Here is a 23,041-nt window from a genome sequence, read left to right on the forward strand (position 1 = left end):
CGGATATACTTAAAAATTCAAAGTAATATTCTTTAATTTTCCGCCGCTGCGTGATGGCGAAGTGATTTTCCTGCCAATTTTTCGATAATGCCCTGCTGACGATCAAGGCACTCGGCCAGTCGGAAGCGTCTCTCGACCGTCCGGCGCGCCGCGGCACGCATCGCCAGGTGGCTTTCCGGGCTCTTCAGGGCGCCGAGGATGGCCTCGGCGAGCGCATCGGTGTCGAAGAATGGCACCAGCAGGCCATTCCGCCCGGCGCGTATGACTTCCTGAACGGGCGCGGTGCCCGATCCGATGATCAAGGCGCCACAAGCCATTGCCTCCAGCACCGACCAGGACAGTACAAACGGATAGGTCAGATAGAGATGCGCCGAGGATATCTGGAACAGTTGCCGTAAAACCGAATGCGGAACCACACCGGTAAAGACGATGTTCTCCTGCGGTATGTCCAACGACGCGAGCAGGTGGTCTTTCCACGGCCCGCCGCCTGGCGGTGGCACACCGTAACTGGTTCCATCGCCTCCAACGAAGACGAACAACGCATCAGGACGCTGCCGCACAACCTTGGCTGCCGCCTCCAAAGCCTGTGGAAACCCGCGATACGGCTCGAGGTCGCGTGCCGCGAACGTGACGATGGGAGAGCCACCAGCGCTGAGTACGCGCCCGTCCGGAAGTTTGACGGAGGCCGTGGGGTCCGGCCGAAACCGCGCCGTATCGACACCTTCATGGCACACCGAAATGCGCTCCTGGGCGTCGGCCGGGTAAAGACTTCTCTGCCAGTGGGTGGGGCTGATGCCGGCCTCGATCGCATCGAGGGTCAAGAGCTGGGCGATGTTGCGAAGCCGCAGCCTCTTGCGCGTCTCGAGATCAGGCTGATCGTCGGGGGAGAAACCGATGTCTGCCCCTTCCGATCGATAGAAAAATTCGCAGTAACCCAGTGTGGGCACCTGAGGCAGGACGTCCTTCAGGAACATCATGCTGCCCCAGCCGATATGGCCGACGACCACATCAGGCACCAGACCCTGCCGTGCCATGACGTCGAGCGTTTCGGCAACGCGATGGCCGATTCGCGTATGGTGATCGGGAATTCCCATGTGCCGGGCCATGTGAGGATTTGCACGCGGGCCCGGCTCCGCTCGATGTCGAATGACCCGAACGGAAGGAATTTTCTGGTCGATGGTCTCAGTGATGAGGCTGACCTCATTGCCAGTCTGCAAGAGCTGGTTGGCCAAGGCGGCGAATTGGCCGAAGCCACGTCGATGGACAAACGCTACGTGCATCACGACCAGCTCGCCACTGCCAAGACCACCGCCCGACTCACTGCTTAGATGCCAAACCGTGAAGCGCTGCCCCAGGCCAGTTCGAGCCTGTGCAACGTCTGGAAGGCGGTCTCCAGCATACGCTGGTCGTGATCGCCACGATTGACTGCGCGCTCATAGATCATCGCTGCATCTCTGAGACTTGCCCGCAGTCGCCGCCCTTTCTCCGTCAACTTGATTCGCGCAGAGCGCTTGTCGCGCTGGGAGGCAACGCGATCGATGTAGTCGCCGTCGGCGAGCTGCTTCAAATAGTATGAAACATTTGAACCAACATAATGCCCACGGTCCAGAAGTTCGGCCACCGAAAGTTCTGAATCGCCGATGGCGAGAAGAACCATCGCCTGCGCCGGACCGATATCATCCACACGAAGCTTGGTTAGCTCCGCGCGCACAAGACCAGAAAAACGCCGACTTGCCCGTTCCATGAGACGAGCAAGTTCGAAATACGTAAGCTGCCGGACGTCGCCAAACTCGGCATCCTTAGGATGCTGGAAATCAGCTTGAGCCCCCTGACTCTTACCTTGAACTATAGAATCATCAGCAAGTTCTGCGGATAGGTAGAGCACACTCTCTTCTTTCATCCCACTCTCCAGTATGGAAAAATACTTCAAAAATTGAAGTAGTTTTCAAACATGCCCATTCCTCCCAATTAAGCTGAGCTTGCATAACTCCTCCCTTCTGTGCCAGATTGTCCGAAGCAATACTATGCATCTGTCCAATTATAACCGAATCTGCCCTCCAACAGATTGACGTAACGTTAACTTTAGGCAAATCGCCATGCGTGATACTGTTCAAAACGAGACAAGAAGCAAGAGTCAAAATTTGGGTATCGGAGAACAAAAAAACTCCGGGTTACTCATCTTGCAAGCGAAGCGTGTATTCTTGTCCGGCTTGCTATATGCTGCCTCACTCAGCGTATGCCTGAACATACTGCAACTCACGATGCCTTTATTCATGCTGCAAGTGCATGACCGGGTGCTCAATAGTCAGAGCTTGGACACGCTTGTCATGCTGACCGTGCTTGCGATCGGCGCCCTCGTGGTTCTCGGCATCCTGGAGTACATCAGAGCCCTCTCTTTCCAGGCAATCGGGGGCGCGCTCGTGCGCCGCCTGAACATGCCGGTCCTGGCCGCCGCCGTTCAGGCTTCGGTCGACCAGGGCCTGTCGCGCGCGACCCAGTCGCTTCGGGATATTGCGGAGTTGAGAAGCTTCCTGACCTCTTCAGCGGTGAGCGCGCCGCTCGATGCGGCCTGGTCGCCGATCTTCCTCGGTGCCCTTTTCCTCTTGCACCCGCTTTTCGGCCTCATCGGAGCCGTCTCCGTAGCGCTCCTGCTTTGCGGCGGCCTGGTGACCGACATGTTGACGCGTCAACTGACCAAGGAAGCGAATCAGACGAACGTCGAAGCCTTGTCCAAGATTGGCGCATCCCTGCGCCATGCGGAGGCGATCGAGTCCATGGGAATGCTGCCGGCCCTGGCCAGCCGTTGGCGCGCCCTGCAGCTGCAATCCCTCGGCGCCTTTGAAACGAGTGGAAGCAGGAGCAAGGCGATGTCATCCATCACCCGCAGCCTGCGCTATTCCATCCAGATCGTCACCCTGGCCGCCGGGGCGTTCCTCGTCCTGGAGCAGGCAATCACGCCCGGCGCGATGATGGCATCGAGTATTCTCGTCGGACGCCTCCTGATCCCCTTTGACACGATCATCGACAACTGGCGGCAATGGGTTCTCGCGATCGCAGGCTGGCGTCGACTTGAGGCCACTCTCAAGGCGGACCTTGCAATCCGCCAGACGATGCCGACGCCGCATTCGTCGGGCGACATCGTGATCGACAAGCTGGTTTACGCGGCCCCGGGCGTTGACGTGCCGATCATCAAGGGTATCTCGTTTTCCCTCTCCCCGGGCGAGGTGCTCGGCGTGATCGGCCCGTCGGCCGCCGGCAAGTCGACGCTCGCGCGTCTGCTGGTCGGGATACTGCGGCCCACGTCCGGTGGCGTCTTCCTCGACGGCAACAACACCTTTCTCTGGGAGCGCAGCTCGTTCGGCCAGGTAGTCGGATATCTTCCGCAATCGGTCTCGCTGCTGGAAGGCACGATCCGCGAAAACATCGGGCGAATGGCGGACAGCGATCCGTACAAGATACTGGAGGCGGCCCGGCTGGCCGACGTTCACGAGATGATCGGACGCCTGCCGCTCGGGTACGACACGCCCGTCGGCGACGGACATCTCACCCTCTCCGGTGGGCAGCGGCAGCGCATAGCGCTGGCTCGCTGCCTCTACAACCGGCCCCGCCTCATCGTGCTCGACGAGCCGAACGCAAACCTGGACTCGATTGGCGAGCGGGCCCTCATCCGGGCGATCCAGCATGCGCGTGAGGACGGCGCCATGGTCATCATCATCGCGCACCGGCCGGCCATCATGCAGGTCGCCGACAAGCTGCTCGTGCTCGAGAATGGCCGCATCACCCAATTCGGTCCACGCGCTGACGTGGTCCCAGCCACATTGCCCGGCGAACCGCGCCGCGAGGTAACCGCGATATGACCGAGAAGAAGACCCTTGCGGTTCGCCCCGACGTTGCCGAAAACGCCGTGCGGCGACACCATCCGATTTATCTGGGCTCCGGCCACCCGGATCTGGAACACGAACAGTTCGATAACCGTTCGCCGCTCCGCCGACTTGTCATAGCGGGGCTTGCCACGGTCATGGTGTCCTTCGGCGGTTTTTTTGCCTGGGCGTTTTCGACCGAACTCAGCAGCGCGACGGTCGCCAACGGCACCGTGATCGTCGATTCGAAGCGCAAGACCGTCAGCCATTTTGAGGGCGGCGTGATGAGCCGCCTCCTCGTACAGGAGGGCGACAAGGTATCCGCCGGCCAGCCCCTGATTGAGTTGGAGGACACCCGAGCCCGTTCCAGCCTGCAGTCGCTCCAAAGCCGGCGCATCGGCCTGATCGCAAAACTGGCCAGATTGAAGGCCGAACAGGCTGACGCGCCGCAGATCGATTTTCCAGACGATTTCGAAGGCACCCGGAACCTTGCGATCGACGACTCCGTCAAGGCAGAGACAATCTTCTTCGAAAAGCGGCGCGAGGCCAAGATCGGACGGGTAGACGTCCAGAAGAAGACCATCGAGGAATATCTCGAACAGGCGAAGTCTCTCGGCATTCAGATCCAGGCGACCGACCGGCAGATCGGCCTCATCAACGAGCATCGGACGGTGATAGCGACGCTGGTAGAGAAAGGCGCCGCATCGCGCACGCAGCTCATCGAGGTCGAATCCAAGCTCAGCGAGCTTGCGAGGGAACGGAGCGAACTCGTCGGCGACAAGGCCCAGGCAGAAAAGGCCGGCGCCGGGGCGCAGCTTGCACTGACCGGAATCGAAAGCGAGTTTCAGTCGACGATTGCCGGCGAAATCACAACGGCACGCGTCGAACTCGCGGATGTTGAAGAGCAGATCACCGCCTCGAAGGATGTGTTGCGGCGCCTTGAGATCCGCTCTCCGCAGGACGGCATCATCAGTGACATCTTCCTGCGCACCCCCGGCAGCGCGGTCACGGCCGGCCAGGCGCTGCTCGAGATTGTTCCGGAAAATGAGCCACTCCTGATCGAGATGCGCGTCAATCCTCGTGACATCGACAGCATCGCCGTCGGTTCCCACACGCAAATCCGGTTGACGGCCTACAATCAGCGTTCCCGCCTGCCTATGGAAGGCGCCATCACCTATGTCGCCGCCGACCAGTCTGTAGATGAGAAGTCGAACTCCGCATACTTCGTCGCACGCGCCAGGATCGATGCGGCCTCGCTCGCGGCCAGCCCAGATGTGCGCCTCTATCCCGGCATGCCCGCGGAGGTGCTGATCATCCACAAACCGCGCCTTGCAATTGACTACCTCACCTCTCCAGTCGTCGAGAGCTTCAACCGCGCCTTCCGGGAAGATTGATACGTCGGTACCGAAGTCGACGTATATTGCGCCGAAACTACTTCAATTTTTGAAGTTATTTGCGAATAAAATGGGATGATTTTACTACCTAAGAACCGATATTACTAAAATAGTACATCACTAAATCTAACTAAACGAAATATATTTTCCATTCCCAGGCATTTATATCCTGAGATATGCTTGCCTTGTCCTTCTTTCCAGTGCACATTCCCCACGCGCAATCGTCGCACCCAGCGCCGATTACGCGTCAGTGTAACCCTGTAGAGGAGAGGCAGATGGCCACTTTGGAAGGCGGCGCATATGACGACGCCCTGTTCGGCTCACGCTTCAACGACTTCATTCGCGCCCACGGGGGCGATGATTTCGTGAGCGGAGGCAACGGGCACGACCTCATGTTCGGTGAGGACGGTGACGACATCATGTTCGGCGGAAAGGGGAACGACACCCTGTTCGGCGGCGAAGGTAATGATCTGCTGAACGGCGAGAATGGTGACGACACCCTCGTCGGCGGCTGGGGCGACGATCTCCTGTACGGCGACAAGGGCAATGACATCCTGCTCGGCGGACATGGAAGCGATCTGTTGTCCGGCGGCAAGGGCAATGATGTGCTCTACGGCGGCGATGGCGACGACCTCATCGACGGCGGTGCTGGCAACGACGTCATGGCAGGTGGTGCCGGACACGACATCTTCGTCTTCGACGGCGGTGGCGGAAATGACGTCATTCTCGACTTCACCCCCGGCGAGGATCTCCTGCAGATCTCGAAGGACATCAACGGTCTCGACGTGTCTTCGCCCGAAGACGTCGCCTCGCGTGTCACGCAGGTCGGCGGCAATGTCGTCGTGGATCTCGGCCATGGCGATACGCTCACATTGGTTGACGTCGATGCAGACGACATCCAGGCCAATCCCGAGAACTACTTCACAGTTCACTGAGCGTGAGCTCGGCGCGCCCTGCTTCCTCCCGTGGGGCGCGCTTTCCGATCCAGAGGGGTAGCGCGTGACGTTGGACGAATCGAGAAACGCCGCTGGCGATTTCAGGAATGCAAAGATCTTCCGGCTCGGTACTGACCTGGCCGTCCTGATCTGGGATCTCCCCCCATCCCCGTCAGCCGCGACACGGTTCACGTTGTCCATTGACCAGCCGCCGGTACCGCTCGTCAGCATGCTGCTGCCGCTGGAGAACGGCCGGCAACGCATGTTCTGGGCGATGCGGCCGTCAAATCGGTCGGAGCGTGTTGATATCCGCGCGGAAGACGGCCGGACCGCCGACACCCTCGTGATGCAGCCTGCGCACACATATGCACCTGTCGATGTGGAGTCGCTGTTTGCCGATCTCGCGCCGGAAGCCCGCATCAAGTTCGTCAACAACCTGCTGACCGTGTGGCGGAGCGCCTTCCGCATCTCCAGAGACCATCTCTTCAGCATGGTGGTTGAAGACGCCCTCTACGCGCTCGTACCCGAGCCGCGGTCCGCCAGCATCGTGTGTCAGGTTGCGCAAGGGCGCCACCTCATTGAGACGGCAATCAATCGGGATCTGGGCGACATCACCGCGATCTATGCGGTCGGTGCAGCGTCGATCTCGCGCATGTCCGTGAGCCTGGTCCTCGGACGCAACGCGAAACAGGGCTTGCAGCCGTGCCACTTCATCGGTGAGGCGCCGTTCCCTTCCCCTCCGTATCTGATCGTGCTCCTCAGCAAGAACGGCGTCGCCGTTCGTCAGCTTTCCGACAGCAGGCCGCGTCATCCCAGCCTCCAGAGCTGGTGGGGCAAGAACCGCGATGCGGTGGAACTGCGCGAGTTGATCGTGCGCAGTCTTGCGTCGTTGCCCGAAGCGGGATCGGCCACGGCCATCGACCTGCAAGTCCGGGCACCGCTGGCAACCCGCCAGGTCGCCAAGTCGTCCATGCATCCGTCCGGAGAGGTCGATCTCGCGCTTGCGCTCCAGGATGGTCTGCTGGCCGGCGGCTGGTTTCATGCGCCCTCATCCGCGCTCGCCGGTATCGACTACGTCAAGGAGGACGGCACAGCCGTACCACTCGACGCAAACAGCTACGAATTCCCCGCATGGGCACAGGGCAAGGACGAGAAAAGCAGGACCGATGTGACCGGCTTCGTCGCCTGGGTCCCGCTGGCAAAATCTCCGGGACCGCTCCTGCAGCCACGCTTCCAGATGCGCCTTGCCTCGGGAGCGGTAACCCCGTTGGTCCCGAAGCTCCAGCCTTTCGAGCCTGCGGCACAACGAAACCATGTCCTGCGCGCCGTGCCGCCGCAGCACGCAATCGACGGTGCCTTCCGCACGATCCTTGCCCCCGCCCTCCAGGACGTGGAACGGCGGTTGGGCAAAACCATAGAGGTCAGCTCTACGAAGGACTACAGCCTCACCAGGACTGCGCCCCTCGTTTCCATCGTCGTGCCCCTCTACAAGGTCCTCGACTTCCTGCGCTTCCAGTTGTCGGGGATGGCGACGGACCCATGGCTCGCCGAGAACGCGGAGATCATCTTTGTCCTTGATTCACCGGAGTTCCAGGACGAGACGGAGCACCTGCTGGGCGGCCTGCACCTTCTGCACGGGCTGTCGATGAAACTGGTCGTCATGAACCGCAACGGCGGCTACGCGCGAGCCTGCAATGCCGGCGCCCGTTTTGCGCGTGGCACCATCCTAGTGATGCTCAATTCGGATGTCGTGCCATGCGGCCCAGGCTGGCTCCAGGTGTTGTCGCGGCCGCTCCTGGAAAGCAGCACGCTGGGTGCAATCGGCCCCAAACTGATCTTTGAAGACGGATCGCTGCAGCATGCCGGGCTCTACTTCGCCCGCGACCAGCGCGGAATCTGGCTGAACCACCACTTCTACAAGGGCATGCCTGGCGACTACGCGCCAGCGCAACGTGCCCGTAACGTGCCGGGTGTGACCGGGGCTTGCCTTGTGAGCCGCAGGGAAACCTATGAGCAGGTTGGCGGCTTTACCGAGGACTACGTGATCGGCGACTACGAGGACAGCGACCTGTGTCTCAAGATTCGTGACCTGGGGCTCCAGATCGCCTACGAGCCGGCGGCCTGCCTCTATCATTTCGAGCGTCGCTCGATCCGCCGCAGTCAGGACTACATGCGCGGCGTCGCAAGCCAATACAATTCATGGCTTCACACACAGCGTTGGGATGACGACATCACCGAACTGATGGCGAACCAGTTCGGGAAAGACCCGGATCAGCCTGCTGTCGCGGGTGGCAGAATCCGGGAAAGGAATGCAGCATGACGCAAGTGGCACTCGTACAGCCCTCCGCGCCGGCCCGGCTGATCGATGAAGATCGCGTTCGCTGGCTACTCGATTCCATTCGTGGCAACCGTTTTCTGCCGCAACCGGATTCGAACAACGTCTTCGTGGGAGATGGGGATTTTCGCGCTATCGGAGCGGAATTTCTCGGCCATTTCATTCGCATCGGCGGCCTGCGCGAAGATAGCCGCGTGCTCGACATTGGTTGCGGCATCGGCCGGATGGCGGTGCCGCTTACCCAGTATCTGGACCCGCAGGCTGGCCGCTACGATGGCATCGATCCGGTCGAGGGTGGCATCGACTGGTGCCAGCGGACGATCACGCCGGTCTATCCCAATTTCAACTTCCAGCGACTGGACATCGCACACGAGCTCTACAATCCGGGCGGCAAGATCAGCGGCAAAACCTTGGCGCTGCCTTTCCCGGATCGTCATTTCGACTTCGTCCTCATGACGTCCGTCATCACACATCTGCCGCCGGCCGAGATCCTCGCCTACCTCGCCGAGGTTCGCAGGATCCTGGTGCCCGGCGGCCGCCTGTTCATGACCGCGTTCGTGGTCGACAGGATCGCTGCGGCAAACGAGAACGGGCGGCGCGACCCGCGCCTGGCTTTCCGGCGCTATGGCGAAAGCCCGTGCTGGTTCGTACCCGACCAGCCGCCGCTCGCAGCGGTCGGCTTCGAGGATGGCTTCCTGGACAAGGCGCTCGGGAGGTCCGGTCTCTCGCTTGCCCTGAAGTCGCTTGGGCATTGGCGCGGCACGAACGCGGCCCACCATCAGGACTTCATCGTGGCCAAGCGCCGGGGAGACGGTCGATGAGCAAGCGCATCCTGGTCGCCGCCCACAACCATCCGTCCCTCCATCCGGGTGGCACGGAGATCTTCGCCCACGACCTGTTCCGCGCCTATCAGCGCGCGGGGCACGAGGCACTGTTTCTCGGAGCGACGAACCAGATCCATCGCGAGGCGCGGCCGGGCACGAGCTTTCAGGGCATCGGTCCGGCGGGGGACGAGGTCCTGCTGTGGTCCGGACACTTCGACCGCTTCTTCATGAGCCAGATCGACCTCTATGGCGTGGTGCCTGACGTGACGGAGCTGCTGCGCGATTTCCGGCCGGACGTGGTCCACCTCCATCACCTGCTTCTGCTTGGGGCCGAGTTTCCTCACATTGTCCGCCGCACCCTGCCTAACTGCCAGATCGTGATGACGCTCCATGACTATTACTCCATTTGCCATCACGATGGCCTCATGGTGCGGACCGGCAGCAAGGAGCTTTGCTACCAGGCCAGCCCGGACCGCTGCCATGGGTGTTTCAAGGACATTCCGCTCGATCGCTTTACCTTGCGCGAACGCCATCTGAAGGCCCTGCTGAGTACCGTCGATCACTTCGTTTCGCCGAGCGCCTTTCTAAAGGAGCGCTACGTGCAGTGGGGATTGGCGGAAGATGCGATCAGCGTCATTCCCAATGGCATCCCCACTCGAAACGTCAGTGCGCAAAGGGAGATGCTCGAGGGCGGACGACCGGTCTTCGGATACTTCGGAAATCTCAACCCCTGGAAAGGGGCGACCGTCCTGCTCGAGGCCGCGCGCCAGCTTCTGGCCGATGGCATCGACTTCGAGCTTCGCATGCACGGCGGCGCTCCGTTCCAGAGCAAGAATTTCGTCGAGGAAATAGATCTTCTCTTTGCCGAAACCGCGCCTTCCGTGCAGCGCCGGGGCCCCTATCGGCGCGAGGATATCGGCGACCTGGTGGCCGCGGTCGATTGCACCATCGTTCCCTCCATCTGGTGGGAGAACGCACCGCTGGTCATTCAGGAAGCCCAGGCGCAGGGGCGTCCCGTCATCGCCAGCAACATCGGCGGAATGGCCGAAATGGTCGAGCACGGCGTCAACGGCCTGACGGTTCCGCCCAATGATGCCCGCGCGCTCGCCTCGGCGATGCGCCACGTACTGGAACAACCGAACCTGCTGCGTCAGCTCTCCGCGAACACTCGCGAGCCCGATGACATAGACACGACCGCCCGCCGCTACCTCAAGCTGATGGAACCGGCACAGGTTCAGGCAGCATAGGAGAATGCATGGCAAACCCCGCTGAACGACCGGACCCCGCACCGGAACAGGACAACGCCAAACCTATGAACGGCCGGGTCGATGCCATCGACCAGGGCCGGATCTTTGGCTGGGCATTCGATCCGACGGCGCCGGACCAACGGCTGACCATCCGTGTCCTTCTCGATGGCAAGGTAATCGCCGAGGCGGTTGCCGATCGCAATCGTCCCGACCTCAGACGCAACGGAATCGGCGACGGCAAGCACGCCTTTGAAATCGCGCTGCCCGATCCCGTCCAGTCGCGCGCGAACGAGCTCGTCGTCGTCGCCCTGAACAAGAGCGGCTCCGAGCAGACACTGCGCGTTCCCCAGCCGAACGAGCAGGCGGCCGAAGCTCTGATCGCCGCGCCGCTGGCGAAAGTGCTCGACAAGCTCGATGTGCTGATGGCGTCGCAACGGCAGTTGCAGGTCTCGCAGCGCTCCCTGCAGCGCTCACCCGAAATCGATGCCGACAAGACCGAGACCGCTGGTCTGACCGAGATTGGTACCGCCATCGAAGGCCTCGGGGCGAATATCAGTCAAAGACTGAACGATCTCGATGTCCATCTGATGCGGCTCGATGGCGTGATCGCCGGAATGGAGAAGAGCCTGACGACGCTGCAGAAGCGTACGAACGGCGATTTCAAGCCGCTGCTGCTGTTGCTGTTCGTCCTTGTGGGATTTGTCGCGGGTTCCGGCCTCGCCTTGATGGCCAGGCTCTGATGCAAGGAGGGAAAAGCGTGCTGGTTGCAGAACAGTCCCCCCGGTGACGAACGCCGCAGCAGGCAAGCATGGCGCAGGCAGGACAATGCGCCCGGGAAGGGTTATCGGCTGCCCGATTGACGAGACGACCATGCTGATCATCGGGCTCGGCGGCATTGCGACCGGCGAAGTGGTGGTCTACGTCGACGGGGATCGAGCGCGGGCGCGTCACGCATTTGTCTCGAACTGGCGATTGGCCGCCCCCTCGCCGCGGGCCAAGCAGGGCTTCGCGGCGCTGATGCCGACAAGAGGTACGGACCGGGCCCTGACCACGATACAGTTCGGCGAGGAGGGGTCGGGCGCAAGCTACATCTTCGCGCCTCGTCCCGCCTCAGCGGAGGAAGCAGCCACACTGGTGGCGGAATCCGCGGGACCACAATCCGCCGCCGTCATTGACCGGCTCGTTGACATTCTGATGGCCGGCAACATCGGCCGCCGCACTCTCCAGAGCATCACCGCACTGCTGCGGACAGCCAACGCGAGCGATGGTTTTGTCGAGCTGGTCGGCGAAAGCCATGATGGCGCGACCTTCCTGCAGGGCTGGAGCCGCGGCATGGCGCCGGGGCGTTGCCTGGTATCCGTGGTCGGCGCTGCGAAACCGGTCGCAACCGAGTGCGGCATCGCCGTCTTTCCCCGCCCGGACGCTCCCGATGGCGCCTCTGGTTTTGTCGGCCTTCTCGATGCCAACGACGCCACCCGCGCGCTCGACATCGAAGGCCTGGTCTTTCAGGGCCGCGCCGGCTGGCGGTATGCCCCGGCCCATCCGCGAAAGCGCATAGCCGGCCCGCTGGATACGCCAGAACATATCCGGTCGATTCTCATGCGCACGCAAAGCGCACCGGAAGTGCTTCTGTCCCTGCGCGCGGCCGCCAACAGTTTTGAGGGCAAGGATACGGTCTCCTCCCTGCCGTATCCCGTCCGGATGGGAATAGACCGCGCCTACGAGGCAGATGGTGGAAATCTCCTTGTCTCCGGCTGGCTCTATGACCCCGACGATCACGTCGCAGCAGTGAGATTGCGTCGACGCGATGCCGGGGCTCGCCTCGACGAACGCTGGACACGGCTCGATCGACTCGACGTCACGGACAGTTTCGACGAGCAACAGGACTTAGCACCGGGCTTTCAGGGCGGGACGCATGCGCACGGCTTCATCGCCCACGCCCAATTGCCGGGTGGAGACCCTGACACGCCACTTTACTTCGAGCTGACCCTCAGGGATTCACGCCGTGCGTTCCTGCCCGTGAAGCCGACGAAGGTTTCGGCGCGCGTGGCGGCCCTGCGCCAGATCGGTTCCTTCGACCCCACGACCTACGCATTGCCGTCGATCGTCGATGCGCAAATCGTCCCGTTCCTCAGCGAATCCGGAAAGTCCGCGCCGGTCATTGACGCAATTCAGGACGTTGGCCCCTTCGACCAGGAAAACGGCCCGCCGATCATCATAGGCGCCGGAGAAAGTGAAGAGGATATTTCTCCGCTGCTGGCCTTGCTGGCTCTCGATCCGGAGACACGGCACGTGCCGATCGTGGTCGCCATGCCTGCCGACCGCTTTTCGAGGCATGCTGCCCGCCTGAGCGAGCTCGCGCGGTTCTATCGCCTTTCGGTCAGGCTGGTGGCGGCAAAGGGAACCGGCGACGTCTACGACTTGCTTGAAGCAGGCACTGAGGCACTCTCCTGCGAAACCGTCGTGTTGCTCTCCGCCTCGCTGATCCCGCACGGAACAGGCTGGTACGGCAAGCTGGTGTCCACGGCGGCGACCCTGAAAGGAAGCATTGTTTCACCTGTCCTCGCTTACGAGGACCATTCGGTTCGCTGGGCGGGAAGCTGGGTCAATGACGCCCACGACGACCAACCAATCGTCGGACGCTATGCCGGATATCCGCTCAAAGCCGTCACGGCGATGAAGCTGACCCGTATCGCGGCAGCCTCCCTCGAATGTTGCATCCTGCCCAGGGATGCTCTTTCACGCGGAGGCGGCTTTTCCAGCGGTTACCTGGGCTCGCAGGAAAAGGGCTTGGATCTCGGCCTGCGCCTCAGCAAGGCAGGCATCGATTCCTATCTGCTGCCGTCGGTTCACATGTGGGGTTGTGACGAGACGCCCTGCCCGGACACGCCGGCGATTGCGGCGCTTGTGAAAGAGATCGATGGAAAGATCTTCAAGGCCCGATGGCGGCCCACTCTCACCCTGGAAAAGCACTCGCAAGAGGGATCCGCATGAACGAGCAGCTTCGCGTCCTCGTCGTGTCTCACGCGCATCCGACCGTTTCGCTCGGCGGGGCTGAGATCGCATCCCACAATCTGCATCGGGGCCTGAATTCACTGGCGAACGTGGAATCGGTCTACCTGGCGCGTGTCGGCCATCCGGTGCCGCGGCATGCCGCTTCCGCGCTGATGAGCAATCGCCTTGCCGATGACGAGTTGCTCTTCCACACGGACGACTACGACCACTTCTTCCTGTCCAACGGCGATACGCAGGCGATCAGCCGGGACCTTTTGCGTTTCGCGCGCGATCTCAGACCCCATGTCGTGCATTTCCATCATGTTCTCGGCATTGGTCTCGAAGCCCTTTACGCTCTGAGAGACGCACTTCCGCACGCGGCCATACTCGTCACGTTCCACGAATACCTGTCGATCTGCCACAATCACGGGCAGATGGTGAAAAAGCCTTCCGGCCAGCTATGCGAAAGCGCCTCGCCCACCGCCTGCCACGGCTGCTTTCCCGAGATCCCGATCTCGCGCTTCCTGAAGCGGGAGGTTTTTGCGCGCGGGATGCTTGGCCTCGCCGACGCTTACGTTTCCCCCAGCCGGTTTCTGGCGGAACGCTATGTCGACTGGGGCCTCGAGGAGGAGAAGCTCTGCGTCATCGAGAACGGGATCGCCTTGGAAGCAGCGGTGCCCGCGCGAGAATTGCAGGGTCCCAAGCCGCGCCGCAACCGTTTTGCCTATTTCGGTCAGATCACGCCGTTCAAGGGCGTCGACGTCCTGATCGACGCCGTTTCGCGCATACCGAAGGAGATATGGGGCGAAGACTCCTGCCTGATGATCTTCGGCGGCAACCTCGAGCGGCAACCGGTCGAGTTCCAGGAGCGGATGAAGAAGCTCATCGCAGACGCCGGCCAGCGCGTCCGCTTCTACGGCGCGTACCAGAATGCGGACATGCCGCGGCTAATGCGATCCGTCGACTGGGTGGTTCTGCCGTCGGTCTGGTGGGAGAATTCGCCCGTCGTCATCCAGGAGGCCCTGCTCCATGGCCGGCCGATGATCTGCTCCGACATCGGCGGAATGGCCGAGAAGGTGCGTGACGGGAAGGACGGCCTCCACTTCCGCGCCGGCAGCAGCCAGGATCTCGCGGACCGCATCGTCGAGGTATTGAGCGATACCAGAAGCTGGGATCGCCTGCGCGCGACCATGCGTCAGCCGGTCGACCACATGGGCTGCGCGCGTGAACACGTCAAACTCTATCGCAGGCTACTGCGGCAAAGGCTCGATGCTGCGGAGGCCGAGAACCCTGCGCTTCTCTCGCACGCACTTTAGCGAAGCGCACCCGTCTAGACTGAACCAACCCCTTTTGAGCAAGACCGTTCCCAAGGTCGCATGAACTGGAGGCTACCTACATGCACACCAAAGTCCGCAAGGCCATCATCCCCGCCGCCGGTTTCGGAACGAGGATGCTGCCGGCAACAAAGAGCGTTCCCAAGGAACTGCTGCCGATCGTCGACAGGCCGATCCTCGACTACATCGTCGCTGAGGCCTTCGCCTCCGGGATCGAGCACGTCGTCATCGTCACCGGACGCATGAAGGGTGCGATCGAAGACTACTTCGACCACGCCTTCGAGATCGACGTCACCCTACGCAACGCCGGCAAACATGGCCTGGCGGACCGGATGTCGCAGCATACGCCGGGCACGGGAAGCATTTCCTTCGTCCGTCAGCAGCAGGCGCGCGGCCTGGGGCACGCGGTCTGGACGGCGCGCCATATCATCGGCGACGAACCCTTTGCCGTCCTCCTCCCGGACATGCTGATGGTCGACGATGAACCCTGCCTCAAGTCGATGATGGACCTCCATGGCCGTCATGGCGGCAACGTTATCGCGGTCGAAAAGTGCGCGCCCGAGGAGGCTCACAAATTTGGCATCGTGTCCCTGAAGCCGACAGGTGACGGACCTGTCGTGACAGGTCTCGTGGAGAAGCCGGCGCCGGGCACTGCGCAGAGCAACCTGTTCATCTCCGGACGCTACATCCTGCAGCCCGAGATCTTCGACCTCTTGGAGAACCAGTCTCCGGGCGCCGGTGGCGAAGTCCAGCTCACCGACGCGATGATCGCGCTCCTTGGCAAGCAGGAGATCAGGCCGTTCGAGTTCTGCGGTCGCACCTTCGATTGCGGTTCGCCTGCAGGCTTCGTGAGTGCCAACCTGCACATGGCGATTGCCCGCGCCGACCTCGGCGCCAGCGTCAAGATCGAGATCGAAAGCCTTGCCGCGGAGCGGCGCGCGGTCGCCTGAGCCCTGCCGTCCGATCTGCTGCTGCATGTTTCCTCTCCCGAAACCAGGACCTGGTTTCGGGAGATTTGCATTTCTCAGCGGGCCCGACCCGGCGATCGATCCGACTTGGCCCTTGCCCTCCTACACAACCGCCGCTCGGCTACGTGCGATACGGCCGTCCAGTTCCATGATCCGATGGGCGAGACCGGGATCGCCCGGCAGATGCGTCAGGGCGTCTTCGAGCATGATCCGCGCCGTCGCGAGGTTGCCGTCACGAATGTGGCGGTTGGCACGATGGTAGAGAAAGTTTGCCCGCTCGACCCTGGAGAAGTTGGCGCCGAAGTGCGCGTGAAATCGGTCGGCCCAGGCATGGTGGCGCGCTATCGCCGCCACGGCGATCTGATAGGGCCGCATCGGTGCCTCAACTCTGGCTGAGCGGACCAGCGCACGCAGCTTCGCCAGATCGTTTTCGCGGCAGGCCTCGATCAGCGACAGCGCGCGCGCCGTCCCGGTGAAAGCCCTGACCGTGCCATGGCCTGTCATGTGGACCGACATGAGATGCGTCCGCTCCTGCAACGCCGCGATCCGCTCTGCATGTCGGCGATCGACGGCATGGAACGGATCGAAGAAGAGATAGGCGCGGCCGGCTGCGTGATCGGGCGCGACCCCCATGGTGGCGTGGAGGTCGGGCGAAAAATGGCGTGCGAACCGGCCGTCGAATGGAACGGCCTTCGGATCAATCGATACCTGCGGGCAAAACGCGATGGCAACGGTGGCGTCGAAGCGCCTGCGGTAGCGCAACGCCGCGTAGCCGCCCTGCGAGTGTCCGTAAAGAATCCGCTCGGGTGCCGCGCGCAGGATGGGTGCGACCGCCTCGACCGCCTTGACGATGCTCGCCGCCGGAAACCAGTTCGGCCGTCGGCTGATGAAGCCAAGCGCCGAAATATCCGCCTTCTCGCAGAACCGCTGCCCCCAGAACCGCTTGCCGTCCGCCTTCATCTCCATCTCGTTGAACGTGACAAGCAGATAGGGCGACGAACCTATATGATGTATTACTTCAACATTGTCATCGGAAAATACGTTCATATCGATCGCCCGCGATTTAGTTATACTTCAATATTTGAAATATTTCCTCTTACATCAAAGTAAATATAAAACCCGCCCCGAAATCAACAGCGACCCTCGGTCGATTTCATCTTGCGGTGGGTCGCACGATCTCGACGGGCGACGGACGGTCGAGCGAGTGCACAAGAAACCGGAAGGACGGGTACGGACGCATCAAATGGCGACGGTTCCGCGCGGCCCCCCGCGGCTCGCCTCGCCACGGTTGCCTTGAATTTGGACCGGCAACCTGTGTAGAGTACGGGACTTCCGAAGCTCGCATCATCTTCAAGAGTAAAGCCGTGCCAAATCTGGGTGGCTATCTTGCGGTATCGTACTTCGCCGAGCACATCTTCACCGATGCGCTCGATGCTCTCTGGCGGACGAAATGGGAAGAAGCGCACGGTTCCGCCGAGTGGAGCACCGGCACGCCCTTCGGCCTGCTGCGGGCCGAAGGCGCCGTCTCGCTCGGCAAGCCGGCGTTGCGGTTCCGTGGCGCCACGAACGACGTCGAACTCCATCTCACGGGCGCCTGCCGCTTCGCGCTGACCCTCGAGGGTAACGCGGCCGGGGGTGTCTTCGCCGAGATCGATGCGCGCGTGTCGGTTCCGATAAAGCTCATTCCGGCGGAAGTCCTTCTCATCGACAAGACCACGCTCGATCTGACCGGCGTCGCGCTGGACGTGGCCGAGTTGCGGCTGACATGGTTTGACGGCCCCCATGACGGCAATGCGGAACCGGCGTTCCTGAGCGCGGAAGCGCGCGCGGCGCTGACCGATGAGTTCCGCAGGCGGGCGGCGAGATATCTGACCTTCCACATTCCGACCGACCGGATCTTCACCGCGGAACTCGCGGTGATGACGAAGGGCAATCCCGGCTCGATCATCGTCATGCCGTTCGTCAGGGTGGGGCATCTCCGCGTTCTCGACGGCTGGCTGGCGGTTGGCATCGATGCCACGAGTACGGTCGGCGAAACCCATGGCGACGCCATGCTGATCGGACCGCCGCCGGACGTGCCGCCGCCAGGCGTCACCGCCATGCCGCAAGCGGATGCGCAGAACGCCGGCGCGCGGCTGATCGTCGATGCCGCCACGGCCATTGTCTACCTCAAGGCGAATGCGAAATTCGCCCTCCTGATGGCCGCCGCGACACGTCCGAACCTGCACCCGGATATGAACAGCATCGACGTGTCTCTGCAGGAGGATACCGTTGTCCTCACCGCCGTCGGCACGATCGATGCGCCGGATCCCTTCCCCGGGCAAATCCCGTTCTCTGCCGAAATCAGGATCCGCCCCTTCATTGCGCGCAGTACCAGAACCCTCTACGCCAGCATCAAGCCGAAAGTGCAAGCGGACACTCCGTTCTTCCTGGACCTTCTCGCGGGCATCATCGATTTTTTCGGCGGCGACTCGTTTGCCCAGCTGCGGCGTGCGAACAAGAGCGAAATGGCCGCTTTCTTCGGCGTCAGGATCGAGGAGAAAGTGCCCGACGCGCCCGCCCTGACCGTGCGTCTCGAGGGGCGGCAGCTTTCCGTGCGGCCCGATTTCATCGGCCTCTTCGGAGAGGTCGCCATGACGACGACTTACTCGGAGCCGAGATCCGACCCGACGCCGTCCGTGGTCGGCGGCGTCCATATCCGCGAACATTTCCTGAGCCTTAGGCTCACCAACTGGCTGCTCATGATCGATCCCACCTTCCGGATCCGATACCGCGTCCGGCGGGGGTCGAACGGTGCCGAACTCGTGTCGGGAACCACGTGGTCCGGCACGCTGCAGCCCTTCAGCGAACCGATCGACATGTGGGACGACGCCAATGTGCTGGAAACCTTCTACACCGCCGAATTGTCGGTGGAGCGCCCGCCCGGAACCGTCGTCGCCGAGAGCGTCTCGAAGGTGAACGTGATCGATCCCTTCGACCGGTCGCATCCATACGTCCGCTGGCGGAAGCTTCACTACTACACGCCCACCCCAGCGGGCCACGGGCCTCAACCGGTGCCGATCCTCTCGGCCGTCCACCGCACCGCCATTCGGGAGCGCTGCAAATTCTGCGACGACCGCCGCTCACGCTTCGGGACCCCCTATGTCATGCAGGCGCTGGACGCTGTGCCGGCTCCGGAGGAGGAGGGATTGTCGACCCGACTCTGCGCGTACTGCTTCCCGAGCCCATAGGCGACGCACTCATTTCTTCTCATGAGCGATCGGCGAGAGAAACAGAAACGCCGGGCAGCCCATGGGCTGACACCGGCGTCTGTTGCCACTGGCAGAAAATGGCCAACAACAGAGTTCCCGTCGATGACCTAACTTCTGAGAACCCGACAACGGAGGATCAGAGAGCCAGCGATGACGAGAACGATCCGCGAGATTTTACGACAGGTCTTATTGTTGACCTCGAGTTCCGAAGAGACCCGCCCCTCATTTGTACCACAGCATCCGCTCCGGACCAAAACGTTACTGCCCCGGATCCGATCATCCCGTGCGCGCCAGCCGAGTCAGCGCACTGCGCAGCTCGTCCCCTCCTCCCCTTTCAGCATCGCCACTGCCTCGCTGGCGACCTTGCTATGATATCCCGAACGCAGAAAGTCCCGCGGATTTCTCCGCGCGGGGCTTGTTGCAATTTTGGTCGCCGCGGCCTGGGCAGCAATCTTCGTACACACCACCTCCATCCGTAACCGCGTCTCAATGTTTGGCGTTTAGCGTGAACCAATGTTCTGGAATGACCTCCGAAATGTGCTTGTGACGATCGTGCTGAGCTTCGTGATGCTTGCATCTGTGGGCACCGCGCCTCTTGGCGCGGCTGACCAGGCGGACATCAGCAGCTCTTGCTGGACGTCCGGCAGTCTGTCGGAGGACTTGGCCGCTCTTGTTCGCTCGCACGGACGGTGGGCTTGCGGAGACCGGATCTATTCGCTCGAAGGCGAGCGGACGCTGCTGCGTTTTGAAATTGGTCCGGGCGATGTCCTTCCCCGATACCTCTTTTCAAGGCGAAGCGCACTCGCGGCCGTGCATCTGCTGGCGATCGACCGGGACGGCGCGATGCGCCAGACGTCCTTGCCGGCCGGTGAACTGCGCAGCGCTCTTACTGGCGGGTATTTCAAGGCCCCTCTGCCGGTTGTAACCGGCGACACGCGACAGGTCGTCGTCGCGTTCGATTTGCCGAGCCACCGGATGACGCTGGAGAGAGCCTATCTGTCGCCGTCCGACCTTGCTCTCGGCCCGGACCTTCTGCAGCCCCTGCTTCTCTTGGCTGCCCTTGCCGGAATGCTGTCCATGCCGCTCATTTTCAACGCGGCCTTCTACCGGATCCTGCGCGAGCCGTTCGTGCTTTGGCATTCCATGCTCACGATCTCCTTGCTGCTGACCATCCTGGTCTCCTCGGGCCTTGCAGTCGTTCTCTTCGATCCGCCGGCAATGACGTTGAGCTGGATGACGACGGTGATCTTCGGCCTTACGGTCGCTTCAGGGGCGATGTTTACCCACAGCTTCATCGAGCCCGGCCGCATGCATCCGCTCCTCCGGCGGGCACTGCTCTGGTGCGCCGCATGGGCGATGTTTCTGAGCACGTCTCACGCCGCATTCCCGTTCGTGGGACGCTCTGTCCAGTCGACCATATACACGGCGGCCTTTGCTCCGGTGGTCGTCATCTTCATGTTGTCGGTTGCCGACGCACTGAGGCGCGGAAGTCGCGCCGCCAAGTTCCAGGCGATCGGCTATACGCCTGTGATCATTGCCGGATTGGTACGCCTGGCAACGGGAGTGATGCCCTGGCTGCACAGCAATGATGCCATGCTCCTCTTCTATGTGGGTTGCGTATGCGAAGTCCTGTTCACCGCGCTCGGCGTGGCGGACCGCTTCATGACCATCAAGCGCCAGCGGGACAGCGCACGCTTCGAAGCTGAAACGCTTGAGCGCCTGTCCGAACGCGACCCATTGACGGGATTGCTCAACCGGCGCGCAATCGAGCGGAACTTCGAGAAGCTCCGCGCCGAAGGCTACCGCACCCTTGCCGTGCTCGACCTCGACCACTTCAAGGCAATCAACGATGTTCACGGCCATGTGGTCGGCGACGCCGTGCTGAAAGCCGCCGCAGAAGCGCTCCAGGCGGACCCGCAGGTTCATGCATTCCGCCTCGGCGGCGAGGAATTCGTGCTGCTCGCGCACGGGAAAGATGCTGCAGTCCGGGCGGAGCGTCGACGCCAGGCTATCCCTGCCGTCGTCGCCAATGCCGTTCCTGTCCTCGGGCGCCCCGTAACTGCCAGCATGGGCGTCACGGATGCGTCGCCGGGTGCTGACGTGGCGTTCGCAGAACTCTACGAACGGGCCGACAAACTACTCTACAAAGCCAAGCTTGCCGGCCGCAATCGAACCAGAACGGCGTTCGCACAAGGATCGGAGACCGATGTGAATCCGGTTCTTGAACCTGTCGCTCAGCAATCGCTTTCCTCCACCGGAAAGATTTCCGACGTCCGTATGCCGGCTTGCGATTGAAGACGACATTGCCGACTGAGCTGCCATGCCCGACGCCGATGCGGCGAAGGCAGCGATCTCCCTCGCCGGCGCGACGCGCTGTGCCTTCAGCGGCAACCTCGACAAAGCTCCAAATGAGCACGTTCCCGCCGCACTCGACGCTCGTCCACCAGTTCCGCAGGAAGGTCCGCTGTCATTCGGAAGGCGAACTTGCTTGGGGATCTGGTTGTTGGCGCAGGATTTGGCGTTTCTCGGTCGCCCCCTCCCCTCTCAGCCTTGCCGCTTTCCCGCTTGGGTCGGTGCTTTGGTGTGCGCTTTAACGCAGAAAGCCCCGCCGGATTTCTCCGAGCGGGGCTTTGTGATGTTTGGTTGCGGGGGCAGGATTTGAACCTGCGGCCTTCAGGTTATGAGCCTGACGAGCTACCGGGCTGCTCCACCCCGCGTTACCTGGCTTTTGCCTTGGCAAAATACCGACCGGTTTTTGCCATTGGGCAAAATACCGTTGAGTTCGAAGACCTCGAAGCTGTCGAGGATTATAACGCATAAAGGCCGCTTTGCGCGGCCCTTTTTTTGATCGGCTTGGGCCGAGTGTGTGATGAGAAGGGGATCTATGTTTTCAACTTGCCTTTAGCAGACCTGGCAGCGACCTACTCTCCCGCGTCTTAAGACGAAGTACCATCGGCGCTGGGGCGTTTCACGGCCGTGTTCGGAATGGGAACGGGTGCAGCCACCCCGCCAGAACCACCAGGTCGGCTAAGGGCAAGTTGATGAGAAGCTGGTAATGATCTTGCGATCATGTTTTGTCTTTTGTGAACACGTCTTTGGAGCAACAAACCGGACAAATGCCTTGCATTTGCCGGGCCCGTCGCAAAGGCTTTCGCCTTGGCTCTATCAGGACCAACGCTGACGCGTTGGCCTTGAGATGAGCATTTTCAATGAGAACGATCAAGCCAATCGAGCGATTAGTACCGGTAAGCTTCACACATTGCTGCGCTTCCACACCCGGCCTATCAACGTGGTCGTCTTCCACGGCTCTCAAGGGAATACTCGTTTTCAGGTGGGTTTCCCGCTTAGATGCCTTCAGCGGTTATCCCTTCCATATATAGCTACCCTGCTATGCCCTTGGCAGGACAACAGGTCCACCAGAGATATGTCCATCCCGGTCCTCTCGTACTAGGGACAGATCCTGTCAATATTCCTACACCCACGGCAGATAGGGACCGAACTGTCTCACGACGTTCTGAACCCAGCTCACGTACCGCTTTAATTGGCGAACAGCCAAACCCTTGGGACCTGCTCCAGCCCCAGGATGCGATGAGCCGACATCGAGGTGCCAAACAACCCCGTCGATATGGACTCTTGGGGGTCATCAGCCTGTTATCCCCGGCGTACCTTTTATCCGTTGAGCGATGGCCCTTCCACGCGGGACCACCGGATCACTATGACCGACTTTCGTCTCTGCTCGACTTGTCAGTCTCGCAGTCAGGCGGGCTTATGCCATTGCACTCGACGACCGATTTCCGACCGGTCTGAGCCCACCATCGCGCGCCTCCGTTACTCTTTCGGAGGCGACCGCCCCAGTCAAACTACCCACCATACACTGTCCCGGACCCGGATGACGGGCC

Annotated in this window: 15 protein-coding genes, 1 tRNA gene and 2 rRNA genes (1 of these 18 cut by a window edge); 12 read left to right on the forward strand and 6 right to left on the reverse strand. The window is 61.7% G+C overall.

Annotation, left to right across the window (positions count from 1 at the left end):
* Positions 1 to 32: 32 nt before the first annotated feature.
* Together F3Y30_RS00950 and F3Y30_RS00955 are read right to left on the reverse strand one after the other, a co-directional pair.
* The gene (locus tag F3Y30_RS00950) at positions 33 to 1,280 is read right to left on the reverse strand and encodes a glycosyltransferase family 4 protein (protein ID WP_203424738.1); all 1,248 of its coding nucleotides are present in this window, start codon (positions 1,278 to 1,280) and stop codon (positions 33 to 35) included.
* A 44-nt stretch (positions 1,281 to 1,324) separates the two neighbouring features.
* The gene (locus F3Y30_RS00955) at positions 1,325 to 1,900 is read right to left on the reverse strand and encodes a MarR family transcriptional regulator (RefSeq protein ID WP_203424739.1); all 576 of its coding nucleotides are present in this window, start codon (positions 1,898 to 1,900) and stop codon (positions 1,325 to 1,327) included.
* A 196-nt stretch (positions 1,901 to 2,096) separates the two neighbouring features.
* On the opposite strand from F3Y30_RS00955, the gene F3Y30_RS00960 reads away from it, so the two are divergent.
* From F3Y30_RS00960 to F3Y30_RS01005, 10 genes are all read left to right on the forward strand, one after another.
* Entirely contained in the window at positions 2,097 to 3,857 is a 1,761-nt protein-coding gene (locus F3Y30_RS00960) for a type I secretion system permease/ATPase (RefSeq protein ID WP_203424740.1), read from the forward strand.
* Positions 3,854 to 5,254, forward strand: coding sequence for an HlyD family type I secretion periplasmic adaptor subunit (locus tag F3Y30_RS00965; protein ID WP_203424741.1), 1,401 nt, complete (start codon positions 3,854 to 3,856; stop codon positions 5,252 to 5,254). The genes F3Y30_RS00960 and F3Y30_RS00965 overlap by 4 nt, the downstream gene beginning before the upstream one ends.
* Positions 5,255 to 5,529: 275 nt before the next feature.
* Entirely contained in the window at positions 5,530 to 6,189 is a 660-nt protein-coding gene (locus tag F3Y30_RS00970; protein ID WP_203424742.1) for a calcium-binding protein, read from the forward strand.
* Between the two features lie 64 nt (positions 6,190 to 6,253).
* Positions 6,254 to 8,509 (forward strand): glycosyltransferase, encoded by a 2,256-nt coding sequence (locus F3Y30_RS00975; protein ID WP_203424743.1) that lies wholly within the window; start codon positions 6,254 to 6,256, stop codon positions 8,507 to 8,509.
* Positions 8,506 to 9,345: a class I SAM-dependent methyltransferase gene (locus tag F3Y30_RS00980; protein ID WP_203424744.1), complete on the forward strand. Its 840-nt coding sequence runs from the start codon at positions 8,506 to 8,508 to the stop codon at positions 9,343 to 9,345. The genes F3Y30_RS00975 and F3Y30_RS00980 overlap by 4 nt, the downstream gene beginning before the upstream one ends.
* Positions 9,342 to 10,595, forward strand: coding sequence for a glycosyltransferase family 4 protein (locus F3Y30_RS00985; protein WP_203424745.1), 1,254 nt, complete (start codon positions 9,342 to 9,344; stop codon positions 10,593 to 10,595). The genes F3Y30_RS00980 and F3Y30_RS00985 overlap by 4 nt, the downstream gene beginning before the upstream one ends.
* Positions 10,596 to 10,603: 8 nt before the next feature.
* Positions 10,604 to 11,335, forward strand: coding sequence for a hypothetical protein (locus F3Y30_RS00990; protein ID WP_203424746.1), 732 nt, complete (start codon positions 10,604 to 10,606; stop codon positions 11,333 to 11,335).
* A 43-nt stretch (positions 11,336 to 11,378) separates the two neighbouring features.
* The gene (locus tag F3Y30_RS00995) at positions 11,379 to 13,589 is read left to right on the forward strand and encodes a hypothetical protein (RefSeq protein WP_246752837.1); all 2,211 of its coding nucleotides are present in this window, start codon (positions 11,379 to 11,381) and stop codon (positions 13,587 to 13,589) included.
* Positions 13,586 to 14,905, forward strand: coding sequence for a glycosyltransferase family 4 protein (locus F3Y30_RS01000; RefSeq protein ID WP_203424747.1), 1,320 nt, complete (start codon positions 13,586 to 13,588; stop codon positions 14,903 to 14,905). Before F3Y30_RS00995 ends, F3Y30_RS01000 begins: the two co-directional genes overlap by 4 nt.
* 80 nt (positions 14,906 to 14,985) lie before the next feature.
* A complete protein-coding gene (locus F3Y30_RS01005; protein ID WP_203424748.1) occupies positions 14,986 to 15,873 on the forward strand; it encodes a UTP--glucose-1-phosphate uridylyltransferase in 888 nt (295 codons plus the stop codon).
* Between the two features lie 120 nt (positions 15,874 to 15,993).
* On the opposite strand, the gene F3Y30_RS01010 is transcribed toward F3Y30_RS01005, so the two are convergent.
* On the reverse strand, positions 15,994 to 16,938 hold the full coding sequence (locus F3Y30_RS01010) for a hypothetical protein (protein WP_203424749.1): 945 nt from the start codon (positions 16,936 to 16,938) through the stop codon (positions 15,994 to 15,996).
* A 317-nt stretch (positions 16,939 to 17,255) separates the two neighbouring features.
* On the opposite strand from F3Y30_RS01010, the gene F3Y30_RS01015 reads away from it, so the two are divergent.
* Positions 17,256 to 19,121 (forward strand): hypothetical protein, encoded by a 1,866-nt coding sequence (locus tag F3Y30_RS01015; protein ID WP_203424750.1) that lies wholly within the window; start codon positions 17,256 to 17,258, stop codon positions 19,119 to 19,121.
* A 564-nt stretch (positions 19,122 to 19,685) separates the two neighbouring features.
* Positions 19,686 to 21,437, forward strand: a complete 1,752-nt coding sequence (locus F3Y30_RS01020; protein WP_246752838.1) for a diguanylate cyclase — start codon at positions 19,686 to 19,688, stop codon at positions 21,435 to 21,437.
* 345 nt (positions 21,438 to 21,782) lie between these two features.
* On the opposite strand, the gene F3Y30_RS01025 is transcribed toward F3Y30_RS01020, so the two are convergent.
* The 3 genes from F3Y30_RS01025 to F3Y30_RS01035 all read right to left on the reverse strand — a co-directional run.
* Positions 21,783 to 21,859 (reverse strand) — tRNA-Met (locus tag F3Y30_RS01025).
* Between the two features lie 191 nt (positions 21,860 to 22,050).
* A 5S ribosomal RNA gene (gene rrf, locus F3Y30_RS01030) occupies positions 22,051 to 22,165 on the reverse strand.
* A 192-nt stretch (positions 22,166 to 22,357) separates the two neighbouring features.
* Positions 22,358 to 23,041 (reverse strand): 23S ribosomal RNA (locus tag F3Y30_RS01035) (it continues 2,115 nt past the right edge of the window).

The sequence above is a fragment of the Sinorhizobium sp. BG8 genome, from assembly GCF_016864555.1.
Lineage (GTDB): Bacteria > Pseudomonadota > Alphaproteobacteria > Rhizobiales > Rhizobiaceae > BG8.

Coding starts and splice junctions, on each gene's coding strand:
- F3Y30_RS00955 (WP_203424739.1), bottom strand. CDS start 1,900: ATGAAAGAAGAGAGTGTGCTCTACCTATCCGCAGAACTTGCTGATGAT.
- F3Y30_RS00950 (WP_203424738.1), bottom strand. CDS start 1,280: ATGCACGTAGCGTTTGTCCATCGACGTGGCTTCGGCCAATTCGCCGCC.
- F3Y30_RS00965 (WP_203424741.1), top strand. CDS start 3,854: ATGACCGAGAAGAAGACCCTTGCGGTTCGCCCCGACGTTGCCGAAAAC.
- F3Y30_RS00980 (WP_203424744.1), top strand. CDS start 8,506: ATGACGCAAGTGGCACTCGTACAGCCCTCCGCGCCGGCCCGGCTGATC.
- F3Y30_RS01010 (WP_203424749.1), bottom strand. CDS start 16,938: ATGAACGTATTTTCCGATGACAATGTTGAAGTAATACATCATATAGGT.
- F3Y30_RS00960 (WP_203424740.1), top strand. CDS start 2,097: ATGCGTGATACTGTTCAAAACGAGACAAGAAGCAAGAGTCAAAATTTG.
- F3Y30_RS00990 (WP_203424746.1), top strand. CDS start 10,604: ATGGCAAACCCCGCTGAACGACCGGACCCCGCACCGGAACAGGACAAC.
- F3Y30_RS00970 (WP_203424742.1), top strand. CDS start 5,530: ATGGCCACTTTGGAAGGCGGCGCATATGACGACGCCCTGTTCGGCTCA.
- F3Y30_RS00985 (WP_203424745.1), top strand. CDS start 9,342: ATGAGCAAGCGCATCCTGGTCGCCGCCCACAACCATCCGTCCCTCCAT.
- F3Y30_RS01000 (WP_203424747.1), top strand. CDS start 13,586: ATGAACGAGCAGCTTCGCGTCCTCGTCGTGTCTCACGCGCATCCGACC.
- F3Y30_RS01005 (WP_203424748.1), top strand. CDS start 14,986: ATGCACACCAAAGTCCGCAAGGCCATCATCCCCGCCGCCGGTTTCGGA.